Consider the following 21,606-nt stretch of genomic DNA (forward strand, 5'->3'; position numbering starts at 1 on the left):
GAATTTTCAAGATTGAACTTGACGGTCAAGAAGAATGGAAGCACTTTACTTACCCTTAGTGGAAAGCATCCAAAAGAATGCTCCCCTGCTGAAATATCAACCTATTAATTCGTTTCGATTAAATTACCTAAATCCTTTTCTAGATATTCTCTCCACAGTGCATCTGTATAGGAACGTCTCATATCTGCACCAACACGGACAATGTCGATACAACGTTGTTGCAATTCTGGAGTGTTTGCATGTTCAAGGACAATTTTATAACCGCGTTCTCCATGAATTTCATCTGATACAATGTGTAGATCGAAAAATTCAATCTCTTCATCTGTAAATCCATATTTTTCACGTAATACAGGAGTTTGTTTCCGATAAATATCAGGAACCTGAGATTCCAAGCCTACAACTAAGCCCGCTGTGGCAACAACAAAGTTCTCTCTCGCTGCAACAGCATAGCACCAGCTTTGCAGTCCTAGAGTAGTCGGCGTCATATTTTTAGGATCCATCACTCTTTCACGAGTGGTTCCACATGCTTCAGCAAAACGAATGAGCAAATCTGTATGGCGATCCGCGGCGATTTCTTCTTCATACATGTTTTGTAAAATAAAATCTTTCGCAGATTCAAATTCCGGAGTATCTGGAGTATTGTGATAGATATAAGCTAAGTAATTGGCAAAAGGTCCTACATAATGATAATGATTCTCTGCCCATCGAGCGAAGTGTTTTCTTTCTAGCTTTCCTTCAGCCCAAGCAAGTGTAAATGGAGCCTTTTGGCTATGATTTCCTTTAATTGCATCCTCTAAAGCTTTACGAAACTCGTCTTTTGATAATAATGTTGTCATGGTTCAATTCCTCCTCTGATTTTGGGTTAGATTATTTCCAAAATGACATTTAGTATTTTGTATACCAATATTGCTTAAAAAAATAAAAGGTTACGACTCCTATCATTGTGGCAATAGTGTAAATTCGTCAATCTTTATCTTTTATTTTGTATTTGGTATACCGTTAAATATATACTAAATGATTTTTTTTGATTTGTAAACAATATTTTTATAATTTTCTGAATAATTAATTACTTTTTATAAGACTTCTTTAACGCAGCGTATCCACTTTTAATTGCAATAGTTGATACAGCTCTTTTGATAGATTTTCAATTGCTTCTTCCACAATTTGTTCCCCTATTTCCCAGCTTGCTTTTGTTGCATCTCCAATACAGCCATTTTCCGTCATTTCTTCATAAGCATAAAAACCTTGAATGGCGTTTCCTGGTCGAAGCTGCTTCCATCTTCCATTTTCTTTAATCTTTCCTTTTTCAATTTTATCAAGCCTTACGAGTTCAGGCGCTAAAAATAAGGCTTCTGAAACTTCACGTTCACAGCTATGCCCAAATAAAGGTGAGGTGACAAACCTCTTAAGCGATTTTTTTGCTGAAGCCGTTGTTTTTGCATAGTAAACCTCAACATCCAACTCTTTTTTAAGCATCAATGATGCTACATTTAGAGTTGATTGATTGCCGCCATGGGAATTTAATAATAAAAATTTATTTATTCCATGTTGTTTTAAAGAAGAGATGATATCTTTTATAATCGCAATCAAAGTGGATGGCTGTAAGGCAATGGTGCCCGGAAAACTTAAATGATGTTCAGAAACCCCCATATTGATGACTGGAGTTACAAGCGCATAAGGAAACATTCTCTGACTAAGTTTTTTCGCCATTTTTTCTGCCAGTACCGCATCACAACTTTCTGCCATATGGGGACCATGCTGTTCATGAGCACCTACGGGAATGATGGCAAACTTTACCGTTTTTAACGATTCTTCTACTTCTGGCCAAGTCATGGCTGTTAAATCATAACAATCCATTTTTATCACCTGCTTAATTTATTTTTATCCGTATTATAGACTAAACTTTCTTCGTTAATAGTTAGTTATTGATCTTCGTAGCTATATTAGGTATTTTGTATACCGTAAAAATGTTAAAAAAATTACTTCATTACGCTGTGGTTGACGGTTGTTTCTTTATAGGTTCTATTGAAAGATTTTCTTGTGAAAGGACAATATCCTGTGTGATGGTCATTTGGCAAGCTAAACGGTAATTTTCTTTCACTTTATCTCCCAGCATCTTTTCTTCCTTCCAGTTAGGCGGTGCCAATCCTTCTGCACCTTCAATCACTTGACAAGTACATTTCGTACATCTTCCCATCCCGCAGCCATATTTCAACTTTGGAAATTGACGAATTCCCGCCAGCACTACTAAATTTGCATTTTCTTTCACTTCTTGCTCTACAATTGTTCCATCAACATGAAGTTTAACATTTGGCATAAAAACTCCCCTTTTCAAATTATTCAATATTTTTAGATAATTAACCAAATTATACAAGGTATTTTTTATAAAAGCAAAAAATATTGATGAAAAATAATAGCTCTAATTGTATTTTGAAGTTGCTAGGACAGGCTGGAAAGATAAATTTTTAAAAATTCAGAAATATAATTGAATATTTTAGCCCTATCATATAAAATATTCAACAAGAAGTATGGTATACAATATTCCAATGGAGGGTGATAGAAAATTAAGTTTAAGATCTATACATTTATCGTTTAGTTGATCCTTGGGTTAAAGAAAAAGAATAGAAAAAGGAGTGTTTTCGTTGGAACAATATATTGTATTAACAAATAAAAACACATTTCAAACGATACTAAAAAATGACGGTCTAGAACCTATTGAGACCTATCAATTCTACTTTTTCGAACAGTTAAAAGCCAAATATACCATTGCAAAGGTCATTGGTAATGATTTTAAAATTCAGTTATATGAAGAATATGAAGGCAAAGAATATGTAAATAACATTCATGTGAAGTTTTTTGAAAAATTTTCTACTGTTGAAGAAGCACGTGAGGAACTATATGAAATTGTTAAAGCCTCTGGTAATAGTGAAGATTCCCAACACTCTAAACTCGTAAGAGCTGCAGATATCGCCGTGTAAAAAATGTATAGGATATCTGCCCTCTAAATGAAAACCGGGGAGGAAGAAATCTCTCCGGTTTTTGACTTGTTTATATTCATCTTTGTGTAAAAAAGAACCGCCACCAATGGTGACGGTTAGAAATTTAATATTTTTCTTAATAGAGCAAGTTTTCTTTCAGCTTTTTGAGCAGCTTTTTTGGAACCAAATAAAAAATGATACATCCCGATTACCTCCTGTTATTCTTTTCTTTTATTGTACTACATTATAGATAAATTTCAAGAATATTGTATACCAAATACCAAAAATACTTAATAAATGTGACTAGAATTTGAAATATTTAAGAAAAATATTCGATTTGGTATACCATACTAAAGGACCTATATAATGACATTTAGTATCCCGCACTTCAATTTCAATGATACTGAATGCTAAACTGAACGAGAGATTTGGGTGATGTTATGTTAAAATACTTGTTTTTATCCGTTATTTTTTTGTTTTTACTATCCACTTTGCTGCCCCTGCCTGATATTGGACTGCTTATATCTATTCTTTGTCTGATGACTATCCTATGTACATTTTGGACGGCAAAAAGATTTGTCAGGATATTAGGAAGTACTTTTCTCATTTTCGGGTTTGTATTACTTTGGTCAAGCCAGGCAGATTGGCATCAATATTTATTCTCATTTGGTCCAATGCTTGATTTGCTTACACTCTTTACATTAGTACCGATTTTAGGGATCCCTATTAAAATTGGCGGTTATAGCAGCAGTATCAACACGATTATTCAAAAAAAGGTAAAAACTTCAGGACACTTATATATCCTGACATCAGGAATTTCCTATTTTTTCAGTATCTTTATGAACTTAGCTACTTTACCCATGACTTACTATTCAATAAGCCCCCTGCTGAAAGGGTTTCCTGTTAAACATGAAAATCGCTTTATGAGCCGGGCTATTACTAGAGGATTTGCCATGCCATTAATATGGGCTCCTGTTACCCCGATCGTAGGAATCGTCATTGCCATGACCGGTGTCAGCTGGGTATCTATTCTTCCCTACGTTATCCCGCTGAGTGTTTTAGGAATCGTTTTGGATTGGTACATCGGATCAAGAAAATCATCTAAAAGGATGAATCCAATGGATTATTTATCCGCAAACGAAATGGCTGCAACGGCGGAAAATATGAACAATTATGTTAATCGTCCGGCAAGGGTGCTTCAAATATTACTGGCTATTATCATTTTCATTGTCCTCATTTCCATTGCTGAAGCTCAGTTTACTTACTCTTTTTTGATTCTTGTATCATTAATGGTTATTCCTTTTTCCTTTATTTGGTCCATTCTTTTAAAAAAAGGAAGAGAATTCATTATACAGTTGCTAGATCATTTTCAGTCCTACACAGTGAGTATGAAAGACCAATTTTTTATTTATCTTTCTGCAGGTTTTTTTATTTCCACTATTAAGGGATCTCATACAGACGAGTTATTGAATGGCTGGATTATCGGTGTTATAAATGTGGTGGGAATGGAGGTCTTTTTAATCCTTTTACCATTAATCCCCTTAGGATTCGCTTTTTTAGGACTTCATCCTGCTGTTTCCCTATCCTTAATGGCAGGTGCATTAAATCCAAGTGCAATCGGTATTTCACCTCAAATTTTGACTGTAGCGATGTTAGCAGGAGCTGTATCATCATTCTTAGTCGGACCTTATAATGCAACCCTTGGTCTCATGTCAAATATGATTAAAGAAAGCTCCTATAAAGTTTCCAACTGGAATCTTTCTTTTACGGCCCTTTATATAGGATTCGTCATGGTGTATCTGTTTATTTTGGTAAGGTTAATAGCCTGACTTCTCCACGGGGCAAGCCCGCGTGGGTTCAAAATACCGTTTCTCTCTATCGTACACGAAGCTCCACTCCTAAGATTCTAGGAGGGGAAACTCGCTTTGGAACACATCGATGAAGCTGATGTGGTTCATTCCTTACGTCCTGAACGGAGCACTAGCGGAAGGGTTTGAACCCGACGTACAAGCAGCCCACTGACCACATTAGCGTACGTCTTCTTGTTTTTCAACAAAGGAAGCAAAGTCACACTCCCTATTATTTATCATTTACTATATGGATTAACACAGTATTGTTATTTCATATTATAAGATTTTTATTCCACTATTTAAGATAAACTTTCGGTTCTCTTTTATTTCTTGAACGCATAATTGATGTTTTTTATAAAAGTTTTCAAAGTGCTTTAAACACCGATCCCTATCGGGCTTTTGCAAATCCTTTTTTGAGGAAAATAATAGAAACGCTGAATAGATGTCACGTTGAATTTTTCTTCCGTCAGGCAGCGTATGCCACCTCTTTGATAGCTGTTTTTTATTTGTATCGTCTAATACATGGTCGTATTGCGACGCTTTGTACGACCATGTATTAACTTCATAAACCGTTCCTCCGGTCATGGCGAATCGATACTTTACTTGATTGATAAAATACCCTGGGCACCTTTTGCCGATACTTTTGCCAAATCTTTTTCGGCGATTGAATTTTCCTGTTTTTTCATTTTTGGTTATTTCCTTTGCCTTTCTTTGAAGAGCTTTTATGTTCATCGTTTCAATGATGAATTGATCTCCTAATGTACGCAATCGATTAATATCTTCATTGTGTGCATACTTTCTACTAAGAGCTGCTTTTCGGTGTAAGTTTGTTAGTTTTCCCTTTGCCTTTTGGTATCGTTTGGAATAGACCCATTGTTTCCTGCCTTTTTTAATGGTTCCATCAGAGTTGTAGTTTTGGGGATTGGTTGATTTCTGGAACGAGCTAAATATCTCTGGATGAGATAGATTACACGCTCATAATAAAATGTATTTTTTGATCTTTCGGCTAAATTAAATAGATCAACATCGTTTTGACTCACGACTGCAAGTGTCTGTGTGCCGATGTCACCACCGATTTTGCCCATACCATAAGAATGGCGGAAGGTACCATCCTTTTTCCTTTTAACGACTGGAAGACCTTCTAAAACCATTTGAACAAAAAAACGAAGCTTCCCACGGATCTCTTTCAGCACAATCCGATTGTTTCGAATGCGGTAAGTTGGCACAATCGCTTTCCCCGCTAAATACCTCTCCACATTTTCTTTATCAATAGAAGGACCATTTTTCATGTAATGGACTACATGGCTCAATGTTTCGTTTACAAATAAGTCTTCTTCTTTTATCACTAATGGGAAACTCATTCCATTATGTGCAAGATAAAATGTACCTTCGTTCGAATTGTGTTTTAAAATGACGCATCGCTCTGCTTGTTTACCTTGTATTGGAACAAACTCTCCTCGTTTATAAAATCGAGGTTTCTTTGCATCTCCGAATATCATTCTATCCATCGACTTCCAAGCCATTTCGCAAATACTCCATACCGTAACAGCATCTGGCCATTTATACTTCCTTGTTCGAAGGAATGCCCCATAATTTCTGGCATACTCAAATGTAATATTATTTTTTTCGCGGATTTCTTCAAACTTTTTGGTTAAATCTTTCTTTTCCTTCTCAAGAATTTCCTTTTCTTTATCGTCTTTTGATTTATTAATTGTATTCAAAATGAGCCTGTATGTTTTTAAGACATTTTTAAATTCTTTTGTACGGATCATTTGTGAGTAATTTTTATAAAGTTGACCTAATACTGTGTTTCTTATTACTCTTAGTTGTTCATTTATTCGAATCAATCTCCATTGTTGGAAGGGTAATACTTTTATTTCAATTTCCATTGTGTGCAACGGAGTATGATGCTCCCTGACTTTCTTTAATTCTTTCGCAAACTCAGAAGGTGAATTCTTTTTACGAATTTTCACGTTTTGAATTATAGTCGTCAATCGAATCATCCTCCTTCGTATGAATCAATCTTTCTGCTTTTGTTTTTGTATGTATTTTCGAACGGCTTCTTCGCTTACGTTCGCTACTGAACGAACAAAATATCCCTTGCCCCATAATGAACCTGAACGATTATAAAATGCTTTTAACTTCGGGAACCTTTTAAATAGCTCTTTCGCCGATATGCTTTTAAGCGTACGGACTACGTCCGTTGGTGCTACCGTAGGTTTTGTAGATAAAATAGATGTATATGATCTGGCATGAACTCCATCTCTTTTATTTCATGTCCGTAATTTTCTCCGATATTCAGAAGTACCTGTTTTAGTTCAAGCTCTATCCTTCCATTAAGAACGTTGAATCTGAATTTATATTTGTTCATATTCCACCAAAATTTGCGTTCGTTTCTGCTTGTTATTGTATATATTTTACCACTAAAGAACATATGTTTGCGATATTTATTTTATACACATCACACATCCTAAAAGAGTCACTCAAATAGGGCAGCCTTTAGGCTACCCTTAAGTGAAGCACTTACATCCACGGGGCAAGCCCACGTGGTTTTACGTGCTAATTCTATAACATAGTAGAAACCGGAGGATTTCCTCCGGTTTTCCCATGGCTTATTATACGTTAATAACCAAACCCATCGACATTCATTTGAATGTCTTTTGCGATTTCCTTTGCAAAGTCCCCTAAATTCCCTTCACAATAGGAACGTATCACCTCTGGGGCAATTGAGATCAATGCTTTTTGGGCATACTCCAAGGGAAATTTTCTTTTTACAAATTCAGATTTAAGCTCAATTGCTGCTTTTACTGCATAATGGGTTGCTAATCTATTAACTTGAATTAAAGTTTCTTCACTATCTATTATTATTTGTCCTAAAGGATGAAACAGTTCTTCTATTTGCTTTGGTAAGTTGGACTCCGTAATGAATAGTCCATTGCCATGCTCCAATAAATCTCTCGCATGACCCATATATTTTACTCCGACAGAATTTAACAATGGAAACTTATTCTTAATTTCAATCGTATTTAGCGCAGTTGCCATATTAATAATGTAAGTTTTCGCTAGTAGATTATTCTTTGCTGTTAAATCGGTAATAAATGGGATAACATCCGTAGCTGGTAGAGCTAATATTAAAACATCTATTTCCCCAAGTTCATGTTCTGATATATAATGGCCGTTTGGAAATCGTTGAATAAACTGCTCTGCTTTTGATTTTATCGGATGATAAACACCTATTAACTTATTATGATTAAACCAATTTTGCATCATCGCAGTACCTAATTTTCCAATCCCAACTAATCCGACATTTTTTCCATTATGATTCATCCATACTCTCCTCAAAAAACATGATTAGTTTGCCGTTAACAAAGCCTTTGTAAAAAAACGGGTGCTATCCCAAAAGCTAGTTTCTTTCATTGCTTTTGGGATAGCACCTCAATTTCCTGACGGAATTTTTCGTATTTTCGTATTTTGTATACCATTTTAATATATAGCCTAGCTAACTAGACTATTACCACTAATTTTTACCAAATGATTATTGCAATAAAAGTGGCAATGAACAGCCCGACCATAACTGGTATGAAATTCTTTCTGGCCAGCTCTATCGGAGATATTTGCAAGAAGCCTGCAATCGCTACGAGTGAGGACCATGCAATGATCGTGCCTCCGCCTGACCAAACTGCACCCATTTGTCCAATTGCCGCTAAGGTTGAAACATCTAAACCGCTTCCTGCAGCTAATGCTCCGGATAATGCCCCCGTTAAAGGAAGCCCTGCAAAACCTGAGCCATCTATGCCGGTTATTAACCCAACTATTAATAAACCGAAACCTGCAATAAATTCATTTTGTGGAATATAAGCTTGTCCAGCCTGAATTATATCAAAGAGAAAAGCTGGTTTAGCTGCATTTTCACTTAATGAAAGGATGGCTCCTGAAAAATCCGAGCTTCCCATAAAGAAATAACCGGCTATAGGGATAACTGGTGCCATGGCCCTAAAAGAAAAAACAAAGCCTTCTGTAAGATGTTCGCTTATTTTGTCAAAGGCATGCATCTTGTTAAAAGCAATAGTAGATAAAATCAATAGGATTACGGAAACACCGCCAATAAAAGCTGCACCGCTTCCTCCCTCTAATCCGGATCCCCCCGTTAATTTGTCCTGGAACATATAAATCATAATTGCCAGCATAGATAACGGTACGAGGACTGCAAATACCTTTCCCCATGTTTGTTTAACATGAACAATCTCCGAGCCTTCTTCTACAGTTGCCGCTATTTCATTTGCTCCATCAGTATATGCTTCCTCCTTTGCATTTAATTCTATTGCAGATTTTAAAGGCGAATTTTTTTTAATGGCTTTGCGTTCCTTTAAATAAACGATACTAAGGGAACTTAATCCTGTAATTAAAGAAAGAACTAACACTTTATCTGCTATTAATGAAGTATCGATTCCGGCTGCAGTTGCACTAATCATCGGGGCAACTTGCATAATATAGTCAGAAGAGAGCGCCATTCCTTGACCTGATATACATACAACCATTGCTGCAGTCATTACCGGCAATCCCGCCCTTACTGCGGCTGGAACTAACAAAGCACAGATTAACGGAACCGCAGGAGTTGGCCAGAAAAACAGCGAAACAACATAGGTTGTGACCATTAAAATAAGATAAGAGACATGCCCATTTACCATTACTTTTTGAATCGGTGCAACCATCCTTGTATCTGCCCCAAGGTCCTTTAAAGAATTAAGCAAGGCAATCATTAGCGAAATGATCAAGAATATATTAAATAATTCTTTAGCCGCAACGAGATTTGCATTAAAAACTGCTTGAAAACCAGCTATAACATTTCCATTATATAATAGACCAACTAGAAAAGTTCCAATTAGAACCGGCAATACAACACCTTTTCTTAAAAGCATGGTAATAATGACAAAAACCGTAACGAATACATACATCCAATGGGCTAATGTTAGTTCCATAAATTCCCTCCAAAGTTTATAAAGTCTTAAGCAAAAAATTTTGACTATCTTATAACTTGAATTTCTTTGTTTTCGGCTCAGTAATCGTTCAGAAGGACTTCTTTTCACTTTAATCTTTAATAAACACGAATCCCATACAGTATTTAATATTTTGTATACCAAACTTTTGTCTTTTTATCCCACAAAACTATCTAATCTACACCTTTCGTTAATTTTTTGACGCTGGCAAATAAATTGTTTTTGAATTTTCTTAATATTTACTAAATTATACATGGACATTTAAATAATGTAAACACCTTCGTAATGTTATTAATTTAAAAATAATGTTGTATGCTGATAATCTTTTAATTTTTAAAATCATTACATCTCCGATTTATTCCACTTCTACTATGATATCAAGTTCAATAGCCGCACCACGAGGTAAGATCACTCCAATGGCTGTTCTAGCGTGACCGCCCGTTTCTTCCCCAAACAATTCAACAAACAAGTCAGATGCTCCATTCATCACTTTTGCGTGAGATGTAAAATCAAGTGTTGAGTTAATTAATCCTAGCAATTTTACAAATTTCTTAACGCGAGATAATTCGCCTAATTCTTCTTTAATCGTTGTTAATGCCAGGAGGGCGGCGGTCTTTGCAGCTTCATATCCCTCTTCCATTGTTAAATCACTGCCTACTTTTCCAATAAATTCATGGGATACGACACCCGATAAAAAAAGAAGGTTTCCCGTTTGAACACAGGATAGATAATTTCCAGCCTTTTCACGCTTCTTTGGCAAAATTAACCCCATCTTTTCTAGTTTTTCCTCTGGTCTCAATGATTTGTTTTGAACTTTCATTTTTCTCACCCTTTACCTTTTGATTTCATATTTTAAAGTCTTAGTATAAAAAATATCATATTGGGAATATTCTGACAATATAATTCAGAAAATTATTTAGATTAATTTTAATTTTGTTTCAGATTTCTGTTTACTTAGCTATCGCAGTATAATAATTTTATAGATTCAGTAATTATTCTTGATAAACGGTCAGTGTTTTGTTAAGTGGATAATAAAATATACAGAAAAACTAATCTATTTAGCTTTTTCTGTATATTTTAAGTCCTGCTCTATTTATTCTTTTGTTGGATGGATTCAGTATAAGCTTTCTTTGAATTTTCAATATGGATCTTTGTTAAATATTCAGCCATCTCTGTTTCTTTATTCATGATAGCCTTCATAATTTCTATATGTTCTTTCATTGACTGTTCTGGTCTTCCTTGATTTTTATAACCAATCTTTGCAAAAGCCCGAATATAATCGGATAATCCACTCAGAATTTCAAATAGTTTAGAATTCTTTGCAGAACTATATAAAAGATGATTTAGCTTACCGTGTAAATCGGAATAATCTTCATAATTACTTTCCGCTAAACGATCTTCGACCATTTTAATACTGGTCTCAAATTTACTTTTTGTATCATCATCCAATTTTTGCACAGCTAATTTTGCAGCTAACACCTCTAGTGATGAAAGAATCGTGAATACTTCAATAATTTCCTTATCATTTATATCAGCAACTATTACCCCTTTTCTAGGTACAGTTTTTACGAATCCCTGTGATTCTAACCTAAATAATGCTTCTCGAATTGGTGTTCTGCTGATTTTCAATTTTTCTGCAAGTTCTCTTTCCACTAAACGATCCCCTGCTTTTAATTCACCTTCTAAGATGAGATCTTTGAGGTGTAAATAAGCCCTTTCACGTATAGAGATTAGGTTTTCCTCCGACCAATTACTTCCCAATTTGCTTCCCCTCTTCTCATTGGTATACATTATGCCAATAATAGCAATTATAGCCTAAACACACAACATAGATCAAATATCAGCAGCTCAAGCTCATCATTTTTGGGATTTCGGGTACTTATGGGGGACCGTGAAATTTGGATTCACTTGCGGCCGGATGAGTTTAAAAGGGAATGTTGAGATAGTTTTTTGTGTCTTTTCCTAAAATTTTAAAAATAGAGTGCTATACTCTCAGACTTCTGCTTGGAAAAAATTAGGGAAACAAGAGAACCGTCCCCCTGTTTTATAAAAGCCTTTTAAATATGACATCAAGATTCATTGACCTTTTTAAGGTATTGTAGATAGGCGACTTTTTAAGCGCATTGTGGCAAAAATCCGCAAAATCATTGTCCTCAAGTTCAGCAAACAAATAAACGGTTACCGTTATTTTTCGAATCATCGGTTCTTCATCATATCCTTTAACACCGACTAATGTTAAAGGGTTTTCCAGCGAAAGATGCAAAACCCCTTCCATTTCTTCAATAATGGACCCCATTTTTTTTGACTGCTCAAGGAGCGTCAAAAGGATACTGCTTAAAACGGAACTAGCAAAGTACTCTAGACTGGTAAATGATTGGTATTCTGAGTCGAAACTTATTTGCTTTTCTATTTGCAGGCTATTTTTATTTGTGTAAATTTTTACAGTAGAAAGATCATTGGATGTCCCCCTGAAGTTCATATCGAAAATCTTAGACTCATATATTGAATTGCTTTCATCTGTTGACTGCTTCATCATATTTGCTCCTTAGAATGGAAGATGCTTCTGCTAATACGCGCATTTTAGCCGCTATATTTTCGAAAATGTTAACTGGACTGCTGGAAAAAGTGGCAAAGCCGCAATCCGGATTTAACCATAATCTTTCCTTTGGCAGGTAATGAAGTGCTTCTTCCACTCTTGAAAGGATTGAATCCAATGCCTCAATTTCATCTGTACGCGGATTGATCACTCCTAATCCAAGCGCTGCATTCCCCCCAATTCTGGAATCAGAGAGTATGGAGCTTAGCTCCCCGGCTCTTGGCGTTGAAAATTCCAGTGTTAAAATATCTGCATTTACATGAGCAAATAACTCAAGCAGCGGAGTATAGGAGCCTGACAATAATATGCTTTCATCCTTGCTCCAGTTTCCTCTGCAGACATGAAGAGAAGAAGCCGTCTTACTCCTGTCTATATACTCCATCACCTGTGCAATCATAGAACTGGCAAATTCAAGCTCTTCTTTCGGATCCTTTCTCTCGGAAAGAGCTGCACACATAAATGACCTTGGTTTGCCATCAGTGAATACAACTTCGGTCAGAACCGGTTCATCCAATTGAATCACATCCACGCCAATGTCCTGTAGATGGTCTATTTCTTCCTTCATAATCTTAATCACATCTTGGCCCAGCTCTTCCTTACTCCCATAATACTGACCAGAGAGGTTAGGAAGCCACATCGACCGAGTCAAAAGATAGGGACCTGGCATTGTGATCTTGACGGGTTTATCAGTGAACTTCTTCATCATCAAAAGTTCATCCGCGACAATATTCCCTTTATATTCCAACTTACCGACACAAATGGCATTCCGAATACTGACTGCCGGTACATCAAGCGCCGTTAAAATATCCTCAAATGCCTGTTTATCATCGATATAATCGAGCATTTCACTCATGCTCATCATGCTGACGCCGCCAATTTTATCGGAAACAAAGGACACATAGTTATCCCGACCGATCTCCCCGCTTGTGATGATGTCAATCCCTGCTTCCTCCTGCAGCATCATGATCTTTTCGGTTTCCAGATGGATCAATTGGTTAAAATCATTGGCTGCAATCGTTCCTTTTCTCATCCTTCTGAGAGCGCTTAGAACCTCTTTTGATCTTGGCATACTTCCAATTAAAGAAGTAGGAAATAGCGGCAATGGTCTTTTCATGTGTATCATCTCCCAAATGGATTTAAATAATGAAAAGAGAAGCTGCGAAATAAACAAGCTTCTCTTTTTACATAACTAAACTTTTGGTGCTATCAAATCTTGTTATTGATACGCATACCGCCTTATGTGCATGGGTTCACTAAAATTCCTTGTACCAAGGAAAAGTCGTTCACGCCATACACATAAGGCTAAATTCAATATGAACTTTAACTGAACCAAAATTTTAAAAGCAGTATAGATATTGATTATTGGAAAAATTTCAGATATTCATCGGCTTCACGTAATTGCTGAAATCCTGTGATTCTGCCTTCAACCCATTCCTTCAAACCTTCCATATCCATCATCTTTTTATGGGAATCATTATTATAGTCCATCTTATGAAGGATCTCTTCCCACTTTAAGAATCTTTCCGTTGGAAAATCAGGATGTGCTACAAAAATGCAGTGGTCAAATAAAGCGGTCGTGTCAATACAAATCAATTGATTTTCATCGATCGTACCATCTTTTTTCCAAGCGTCCCAGTTCAAATCCAGTGTGACAGCTGCATCCACATTTCCTGCCATCAATGCTTTCATCGCATCCAGCTCGCCGCCTATATGGTCTCCATGAAGACCAACACCTATATCATATCTCTTCTCCGTGTAGTCCACTTCATACTCAATTCCATTTTTATGCAAATGATTAATGGGTATCAATCGTGCTTGCGGAGAGTCAATCGCTCCAAAGCCAATGGTTTTGCCCCTCAAACCATCTAGATTTGTGATACCGCTATCTTTTCTGACGATGAAGCAGCTCTTTCTATCTCGATCCGTATCTCTCATTGAACCCATCTGACATTTGCCATCCGTTCTCAAATAAGCATCCAGCCATGCCAGGGGCGAATTCCAGGCAATGTCTATTTCCTTATTCATTAATCCATCAACCTGAGCTTTATAATCCTTATAGAAAAGACACTCGACTTCAAGCCCTTCCTCTTTGAAAAAATCAGCGATGATGCCCCAGATAACGGTCACCTTCGGATCATAAATAACTGCTCCAATCTTGATTCTATCGTTACTCAATCGACTCATTCCTTTCCAATCTTATGGAATCATCTGATCTGTTAACACTTTTCCAAGCCAAACTGTAAGGATATCGGCACTTGGAGCCATTACTTGACCCGCATAGGCATCTCGTAAAAGTCTTTCCGTTGGAAGTCCCTTATTATAAGCTTTTCCTCCGCCAACTCTCATGGCGAGCCTTCCACACTCAATGGCCGCTTCAGATGCCACTACTCTTGCCGCCAATATTTTTGCAAGTGCATCTGCTTCTCCGCTGGCACCTGCTCTCGCCGCCTCTAAAGTCATTGCCTTTGCCGCAGCTGCATTTTTATAAATATCTCCAATATGGATTTGTATCGTTTCAATATGAGCAAGTGAACTTCCATCCGGATATTTTCTGTCCATCGCGTGATTGCTGGAAATCTCAAACATATGCATAGACGTACCACTATAAACGGCAGCTAACCCGGTGATGAAGAATGGAGCGACCACATTGAATACTTGATCTCCTCCGGAACCTTCTGCTCCAATACGGTATGTGGAGTCCAAAGTCACGTTTTCGATCTTCATTGGACAGGATGAGTTCCCTCTCATTCCTAATCCTTGCCAGTTTGACGGTTCAAAGCTCAAGCCTTCTGTTTCAAGCGGGAATACCCAGTTATTTAATGTACCTTCTGCAACAGCTGGTGCCAAAACAAGATAATAAGAAGCATATGTACCAGATGTTACCATGCTCTTTTTCCCATTAAAAGTGGTGTTGTCACCTATAACCTCAGTAGAAATCTCTGGTTTGTAGAAATGTACTCCAGATCCGATTTCACTGTAGGCCAAAGCCATGAATTTACCATTTTCTACAATGTCCGTAAAGATTTTTCTCTTGAGCTCGTCACTTCCATGAGTTAAAATGCACATTACTGCAACATTATGCATCATGTAGCAAAGAGCCGTAGTAGAGCAAGTCTCTGAAAATGCCAAACAAGCTTGAGCATGTTCTTCAAGCCCTTTGCCAAACCCACCATATTCTTCAGGTACGAGTAGTTTTAAAAATCCCTTTTTGTCCAATGCCTTAAACGTTTCCTCTGGAAATTTAGATTCCTTATCAGTCAATTCAGTGTAAGGCAGGATATAGGACTTGGCAAAGTCCTTGCCCTCTTGATAAACATTGTTCATAGAGTCCTCCTCATATCATTTTCTTTATGAAATCTATCATGAAGGCTTTATAAACTACTCTATTAATCCCATAGTCATAGTTTATATATAAAATGTATCCCACTCCCAGGGGATATTCAATATTTATCCATCTAATTTGGTATAGATATTTTCCATAAAACACTAAATATTCCATCTAATTCTTCGATAGGAATTAATCGCTGATAATTCCTTGTATGTTATCGGAGCTATCACCAATCATTTTAAAATAGGTGTAGGGAATAAAAATCCCAATTTCTCAATACCGCAAATGAGAAATTGGGATTTTTCATCTTATAATCGGTCCGTTAGCATGGTCTCCATTAAATCTCAACAATTCTTTCCGGGTGAGTATAGATATTTAAACGGTTTTCTCGAATAAACCCAACAGCTGTTATGCCTAATTCGTCGGCTAGTTCAAGGGCCAGAGAGGTGGGAGCTGATTTCGATAAAATAATTCCTACGCCAATTTTGGACACTTTCAACAAGACCTCAGAAGAAATCCTTCCACTAAAGACAATCACCTTATCTTTTAAAGAAATTCGATTCTTAAGACAATGTCCATAAATTTTATCCAATGCATTATGACGCCCAATATCCGAGCGAACGATGACAACCCCTTCCTTTGTACACAGTGCCGCATTATGTAAACCCCCGGTAAGAAGGAACTCAGCGGAGCAGGTTTGCATTTTTTCCATCAAAGAAAGACATTGCTGCACAGAAATCATCGTTCTTGTCATAATCGTTTTTGCCGTTTTTACATCATTATAAAGAAATAATTGCCTGCTTTTCCCGCAGCAAGAACCTAAATACCTTTTCGTTAGGTCCTTGTTAAGAATGGGACTCTTCTTTACTAACTCGACATAGGCAAACCCTTTGCTATAATCGATAGAGAGCGATTCAATTTGATCTAGGCTTCGAATAAACCCTTCGGAGGCCAGAATGCCGATGACCAGTTCCTTAAGGTTTCCCGGAGAGCAAACTAAAGTTAATAGTTCCTCCCCGTTCACCCAAACCGTCAGTGGATATTCCACCGCGATATCATCATTACTTTCATCAAAATTCTCACTATAAAATTTTATGACCTTTGCCTTCCTTAAATTCATTGGAGAGATCCTCCTAAAAGTCATTCTTTTCCTATTTTCAACAGAATAGATCCCGTATTGGTCTGTCTAAGAAGATTACCAGACATAGAAACAAACGAGTTCCTCTCCTTAATCATTGCAATCGATCATTTGTGCATTCAGGACATACATCCAAAATCTCCATTTCCAGTTTATCCTCTTCCTCGTCTAATTCCTCACGTCGTCCACAGATTTCACAGACTCTTGGCATTGGGTCCCCTCCTTATGTTTGTCCATCTTCGATAACGGAAGCCTCAAAACCACAATCCTTCACTGCCTGCTCAAAGTCAATGAAGGACGCGGCGTTTTCATCAAAAGTAACCATTGCTTCACCCTTTTCGTGGTTCAGCTTAATATTTCGAACACCCCATACATCATGAAGCGCTTGAATGATTTGTTCCTCATTTGTTTTGTTCAAATTTGCGATTGCCATTGTACGTGTAATCAAATCGAATGTTCACCACCTGTTTCATGCATTTGGTCCTTTGTCCACTTCTTGCCCCACTCCGTTTAAAAACCCTAACATTGACGTAATCACCGTATTGACTTTAGGGTCGCGGATGGATCTCATCATTCCCCAAATTCCGATATGTTCATTTTTCTCAACTGATTCTGAAAACTCATCCATGCCTTTCCGCAGGGCACTTAATAGCACTTTCATTTGATCCGGATTTATCGAACCTAAAAACTCAATGATATTGAAAGCATTTTTAATGGTGTTATGCATACTAGGCTGGTTGATTTGTTCAAGGGCAATGGCTCCGATTTTTTCACGTGTTCTTAGAGCCCCTTTGAACATATCTAGTACTCCAGTCTGTTTCAGTTCTCCTAAGATTTCCATACTTGTCGTGATTGCTTCACGATTTTCACTGACCAGTTTTATAATCGCAAATAAATCCTCTGATTGCTTTTCTTGGGACGTTACCTTACTTTCTTCAATTTGCTTGATCGCTTTGGCCATCGAAAAGCCCCTCTCTCTCTACCAATTCCGGGATCGGGGTGAAATCCGGTCGATTCCATTTTTTATCCGTTTCAACCCCAATATGCGGCTGCGGGTTTCCAAATCTAAAATTATGATGCGGCAATGGTGAGTCACCGTCTCGTTCGAGGACTTCCATTTTCACCTGCATTTCCTTGTAATTTGGCGTATGCGTAACTTTATCATGATAACTGCTTGTCAGTTTATTGACCGCGGACTTCCCTGCCATTGAATTCATTGGCAAATACAATTCTTTCCCTTTTACTTGATCCGTTACCCAAACACGCACTGTGACTTCTCCATATGGGGAGGTGAGCCGGACAAGAGCACCTGTTTCAATATTTCGTTCTTTCGCCAGCTCAGGGGACACCTCAAGCCAAGGATGAGGCACTTTATAGGTAATTCCCTCAGAGCGATAGGTTAAATTGCCTTCATGAAAATGTTCTAACAGTCGCCCGTTGTTTAGATGAAGATCATACTCTTCTCCTGCTTCAAAAGGAGGGGTCCAATCGACTTTGAAGAGACGGGCCTTTCCATCAGGAAACTTGAACTTTTCCTTATATAATAACGGCGTGTCTGTCCCGTCCTGTTCAACCGGCCAGACCTGGCTGTTCCATCCTTCCAGACGTTCATAGCTTACCCCTGCAAAGAATGGTGTAAGCGCTGCCACTTCATCCATGAGTTCTCCGGGATGAGTATAATTCCAATCGGCGCCAAGTTTATTGGCTAACATCTGAAAAATTTCCCAATCCGGCTTACTCTCACCTAGCGGTTCAAACACTCGATTAAACTTTTGGATACGCCGTTCAGTATTCGTAAATGTTCCTTCTTTTTCCAGGCTTGGAGCAGCCGGTAAAACAACGTCAGCAAATTGTGCCGTTTTGGAGAAGAAGATATCTTGCACAACAAAGAACTCAAGTTTCTCGAATGCAGCCTGAACATGATTAATATTAGAATCAACCAGACCCATTTCTTCTCCAAATAAATACATCGCTTTCACCTTCCCTGCATGAATCGCTTCTACAATTTGGTGATTATTCAGTCCCGGTTTTTTCGGTATCTCTGTCCCCCACGCTTGTTCGAAGCGCCCGCGAACCTCATCGTTTTCAATGGGTTGATAGCCTGGCAGCCAGTTTGGCATAGTGCCAAAATCACTAGCACCCTGTACATTATTATGACCCCGTAAAGGATACGCACCAGCGCCGGGTTTTCCAAAGTTTCCTGTAATTAATAGAAGGTTGGCGATCGCCGTACTTCCGTCTGTCCCGCCTATGTGCTGGGTGATCCCCATTGCCCATAGAATACACGTTCCTTTTGCTTCATGAATCATAGTCGCAATCGATATGAGCGTCTCCTTTGACAGTCCTGTGATTTCCTCTGCATAATCAAGCGTAAACTTTTCTAGTGAAGCAATATATTCCTCTACTTGATTGACACGGTTCTGTAAAAATTCTTTATCTTCCCAACCTTGGTCCACAATATATTTCGTTACAGCAGAAAGCCAGACGAGGTCTGTTCCAGGCTTAGGGTGAATATGAAGATCTGCTCTGTCTGCTAAATCATTTTTTCGTAAATCCGCCACAATCAGTTTCTGCCCGTTTAGTTTATGCGCTCTTCTAATTCTTGTTGATAAAACGGGATGTGACTCAGCGGGATTAGCCCCGACGACAATGATTAAGTCGGAACTCGCGATATCTTCCATTGTTCCTGAATCTCCGCCAATTCCAACTGTCCGCATGAGTCCGGTTGATGCAGGGGTCTGGCAATACCTTGAGCAATTATCAACATTATTTGATTTAAAAATCGACCTTGCCAGTTTTTGAAATAAATAATTTTCTTCATTTGAACATTTGGAGGAAGCAATGAAGCCAAGGGATTCGGCTCCATTTTCTTCTTTTATTTTCAAGAGCTTCTCTGCAATAAGGGTCATAGCCTCATTCCAGGTTGCTTCAACAAACTTATCCCCTTTTCGAATTAACGGTTTTGTTAATCGATCCTCACTGTTTACGAAATCCCAGCCAAATTTCCCTTTGACACAGGTAGAAATCCCGTTCACAGGTGCATGAGGCTGCGGTTGAATCCTTAGAATTTCCCGATCCTTTGTCCATACCTCGAAACTGCATCCTACTCCACAATAAGTACAGACCGTTTTTGTCCGTTTGATTCGGTCCTCACGCATCGTTGATTCCACGTTTGAAATCATGAAAATCTGTTTATACCCCGGCTCCACTTCTTTCGTTAAATCGATCATTGGCTCGAGGATTTTATTAGGAATTCCAGTCATATACCCCGCTTTGCCAAGCATCGATTTTTCCATCAATGCGTTGCAAGGACAAGCCGTTACACAGTGACCGCATGAAACACATGAAGATTCATTAATCGGAACATCATTGTCCCAAATCACTCGCGGCCGTTCACGTTTCCAATCAATACTTAACACTTCACTAACCTGTAAGTCCTGACAAGCCTCTACACAAAGACCGCATAAAATACATTGGTCGGGCTCATAACGATAAAACGGATTTGAGTTATCAGGAGGATAAGGCTTTGGAGTAAATTCATATTTTTGATGATCGAGCTGTAAATGCTCGGCTGTATTATGGACCACGCAGTTACCATTGTTATTATCACAAACGGTACAGTAAAGTTCATGATTTTTGAGAATTCGTGACATTCCCTCCAACTGTGCTGCTTTGGCCTTATCCGAAGCAGCAGATATTTGCATATTAGGCTCCGCTTTTGTAGCGCAAGAGCGAACCAATTCTCCATTTACCTCAACATAGCATGTATCACAGGTTTGAATAACCCCAACACCTAAATCAGGCTGGGAGGAACAAATGCCAGGTAAAAAGGTATCCTGATCCCTTGCCGCTTCAAAGATTGATTGCCCCGGTTTTGCGGCAATCTCCTTGCCATCAAGGAAAATTGTAAAATGTTGATTATCCATCTCTCCACTCACCTACTCCCAATAATAATTAAGCTTAAGAGTAGTATTTGCAAAAAAAGGATAAATATGAAAGGGATACTTGGAAACATCGGGACGGTTCTTGCGTTTCCATAATTTTTTCCAATCTGAAGTTTCTGGTGGAGGGAATTGGGGTCAGACCTTTGTCCCAAAGCGACAAGAAGATCTTTAAAGTAAATCTAATGAGCCAAATACCTCTATTATGGTATTCTCTAATTCACCAATAAGCTTGAAGTCCTTTTTTCTTAAAGTTAATTCTTTTACTACACTGGTATAATACCAATGCTGCTGCCTTTTTCCCCGGTTAAAGCGACTCCAGATTTCCTCTCCATGGTGAAGATAATCCTCCTGAATTGATTTCAAGTTATGCAGTTTGTCTGCTGTGATCACTTGTATTTCTTCGACAGATGCCGTTTTCAACCGATTAATCGTATGCTGTTTGCGGATTTCCCAAGGCAGACTCTTATCGTGCTCAGAAGCAGCAGCAACCAGGTCGGCTACCTTGCTCCCAAATCGCTGTGATAATTCTTCGTATGTAATGGGGGTGTCTTCAAGTACGTCATGCAAAATGCCGGCCGCAATCACCTCTTCGCTGCAGTTCGCTTTTTGCAAAAGCATCCCAACTGCAAATGGATGGGTTATATATGGAATATTCGTCGCTTTTCTTGTTTGGTCCTTATGAGCGATTGCCGCAAATTTAATGGCCTGATCAATGAGATTCATGCGATGCCTCCTCATATTTTAGTCAAGGATGAAACTACAAAAAGGTGCAGGA

Annotated in this window: 20 protein-coding genes and 1 pseudogene; 2 read left to right on the plus strand and 19 right to left on the minus strand. The window is 38.0% G+C overall.

Features of this window, described 5'->3' with window-relative positions; genetic code table 11:
* Positions 1-104 precede the first annotated feature (104 nt).
* The 3 genes from HNR53_RS05165 to HNR53_RS05175 form a co-directional block, all read right to left on the minus strand.
* Entirely contained in the window at positions 105-836 is a 732-nt protein-coding gene (locus tag HNR53_RS05165; RefSeq protein WP_184523510.1) for an iron-containing redox enzyme family protein, read from the minus strand.
* 250 nt (positions 837-1,086) lie between these two features.
* On the minus strand, positions 1,087-1,857 hold the full coding sequence (locus HNR53_RS05170) for a creatininase family protein (RefSeq protein WP_184523512.1): 771 nt from the start codon (positions 1,855-1,857) through the stop codon (positions 1,087-1,089).
* Between the two features lie 130 nt (positions 1,858-1,987).
* On the minus strand, positions 1,988-2,317 hold the full coding sequence (locus tag HNR53_RS05175) for a 2Fe-2S iron-sulfur cluster-binding protein (protein WP_184523514.1): 330 nt from the start codon (positions 2,315-2,317) through the stop codon (positions 1,988-1,990).
* A 316-nt stretch (positions 2,318-2,633) separates the two neighbouring features.
* Between HNR53_RS05175 and HNR53_RS05180 the strand changes: the two genes are divergently transcribed.
* Both HNR53_RS05180 and HNR53_RS05185 read left to right on the plus strand, forming a co-directional pair.
* A complete protein-coding gene (locus HNR53_RS05180) occupies positions 2,634-2,978 on the plus strand; it encodes a hypothetical protein (RefSeq protein ID WP_343065274.1) in 345 nt (114 codons plus the stop codon).
* A gap of 440 nt (positions 2,979-3,418) precedes the next feature.
* Positions 3,419-4,807, plus strand: coding sequence for a hypothetical protein (locus tag HNR53_RS05185; RefSeq protein WP_184523517.1), 1,389 nt, complete (start codon positions 3,419-3,421; stop codon positions 4,805-4,807).
* 297 nt (positions 4,808-5,104) lie between these two features.
* Here the strand turns inward: HNR53_RS05185 and HNR53_RS05190 are convergent, their stop codons facing one another.
* From HNR53_RS05190 to HNR53_RS05270, 16 genes and pseudogenes are all read right to left on the minus strand, one after another.
* A complete protein-coding gene (locus HNR53_RS05190; protein WP_184523519.1) occupies positions 5,105-5,596 on the minus strand; it encodes a hypothetical protein in 492 nt (163 codons plus the stop codon).
* Positions 5,597-5,658: 62 nt separating this feature from the next.
* The gene (locus tag HNR53_RS05195) at positions 5,659-6,822 is read right to left on the minus strand and encodes a protein kinase family protein (protein WP_184523521.1); all 1,164 of its coding nucleotides are present in this window, start codon (positions 6,820-6,822) and stop codon (positions 5,659-5,661) included.
* Positions 6,823-6,846: 24 nt separating this feature from the next.
* A pseudogene (gene tnpA, locus HNR53_RS23635) lies at positions 6,847-7,262 on the minus strand (IS200/IS605 family transposase).
* 188 nt (positions 7,263-7,450) lie between these two features.
* Positions 7,451-8,155 carry an NAD(P)-binding domain-containing protein gene (locus HNR53_RS05210; protein WP_184523526.1) on the minus strand — a complete coding sequence of 235 codons (705 nt, stop codon included), beginning with the start codon at positions 8,153-8,155 and terminating at the stop codon, positions 7,451-7,453.
* A gap of 197 nt (positions 8,156-8,352) precedes the next feature.
* Positions 8,353-9,807 (minus strand): hypothetical protein, encoded by a 1,455-nt coding sequence (locus tag HNR53_RS05215; RefSeq protein ID WP_184523528.1) that lies wholly within the window; start codon positions 9,805-9,807, stop codon positions 8,353-8,355.
* Between the two features lie 373 nt (positions 9,808-10,180).
* The gene (locus tag HNR53_RS05220) at positions 10,181-10,645 is read right to left on the minus strand and encodes a RidA family protein (RefSeq protein ID WP_184523529.1); all 465 of its coding nucleotides are present in this window, start codon (positions 10,643-10,645) and stop codon (positions 10,181-10,183) included.
* Between the two features lie 269 nt (positions 10,646-10,914).
* Positions 10,915-11,586, minus strand: a complete 672-nt coding sequence (locus HNR53_RS05225; RefSeq protein ID WP_246439327.1) for a GntR family transcriptional regulator — start codon at positions 11,584-11,586, stop codon at positions 10,915-10,917.
* A 283-nt stretch (positions 11,587-11,869) separates the two neighbouring features.
* A complete protein-coding gene (locus tag HNR53_RS05230) occupies positions 11,870-12,361 on the minus strand; it encodes an OsmC family protein (RefSeq protein WP_246439331.1) in 492 nt (163 codons plus the stop codon).
* Complete coding sequence (locus HNR53_RS05235) at positions 12,339-13,535, minus strand: cobalamin-independent methionine synthase II family protein (RefSeq protein ID WP_184523534.1); 1,197 nt, start codon at positions 13,533-13,535, stop codon at positions 12,339-12,341. The genes HNR53_RS05230 and HNR53_RS05235 overlap by 23 nt, the downstream gene beginning before the upstream one ends.
* Before the next feature lie 245 nt (positions 13,536-13,780).
* On the minus strand, positions 13,781-14,596 hold the full coding sequence (locus HNR53_RS05240) for a phosphate/phosphite/phosphonate ABC transporter substrate-binding protein (RefSeq protein ID WP_184523536.1): 816 nt from the start codon (positions 14,594-14,596) through the stop codon (positions 13,781-13,783).
* 21 nt (positions 14,597-14,617) lie between these two features.
* Positions 14,618-15,745, minus strand: coding sequence for an acyl-CoA dehydrogenase family protein (locus HNR53_RS05245; RefSeq protein ID WP_184523538.1), 1,128 nt, complete (start codon positions 15,743-15,745; stop codon positions 14,618-14,620).
* A 341-nt stretch (positions 15,746-16,086) separates the two neighbouring features.
* Complete coding sequence (gene fdhD, locus HNR53_RS05250; protein ID WP_184523540.1) at positions 16,087-16,869, minus strand: formate dehydrogenase accessory sulfurtransferase FdhD; 783 nt, start codon at positions 16,867-16,869, stop codon at positions 16,087-16,089.
* 241 nt (positions 16,870-17,110) lie between these two features.
* Positions 17,111-17,335 carry a heavy-metal-associated domain-containing protein gene (locus tag HNR53_RS05255; RefSeq protein WP_184523542.1) on the minus strand — a complete coding sequence of 75 codons (225 nt, stop codon included), beginning with the start codon at positions 17,333-17,335 and terminating at the stop codon, positions 17,111-17,113.
* 21 nt (positions 17,336-17,356) lie between these two features.
* On the minus strand, positions 17,357-17,848 hold the full coding sequence (locus HNR53_RS05260; RefSeq protein ID WP_184523544.1) for a helical membrane plugin domain-containing protein: 492 nt from the start codon (positions 17,846-17,848) through the stop codon (positions 17,357-17,359).
* The gene (gene fdhF, locus HNR53_RS05265) at positions 17,823-20,813 is read right to left on the minus strand and encodes a formate dehydrogenase subunit alpha (protein ID WP_184523546.1); all 2,991 of its coding nucleotides are present in this window, start codon (positions 20,811-20,813) and stop codon (positions 17,823-17,825) included. The genes HNR53_RS05260 and fdhF overlap by 26 nt, the downstream gene beginning before the upstream one ends.
* A 186-nt stretch (positions 20,814-20,999) precedes the next feature.
* On the minus strand, positions 21,000-21,554 hold the full coding sequence (locus HNR53_RS05270; protein WP_184523548.1) for an HD domain-containing protein: 555 nt from the start codon (positions 21,552-21,554) through the stop codon (positions 21,000-21,002).
* Positions 21,555-21,606 lie beyond the last annotated feature (52 nt).

The sequence above is a fragment of the Bacillus benzoevorans genome, from assembly GCF_014207535.1.
In the GTDB taxonomy this organism is placed as follows: Bacteria; Bacillota; Bacilli; order Bacillales; family Cytobacillaceae; genus Bacillus_BD; species Bacillus_BD benzoevorans.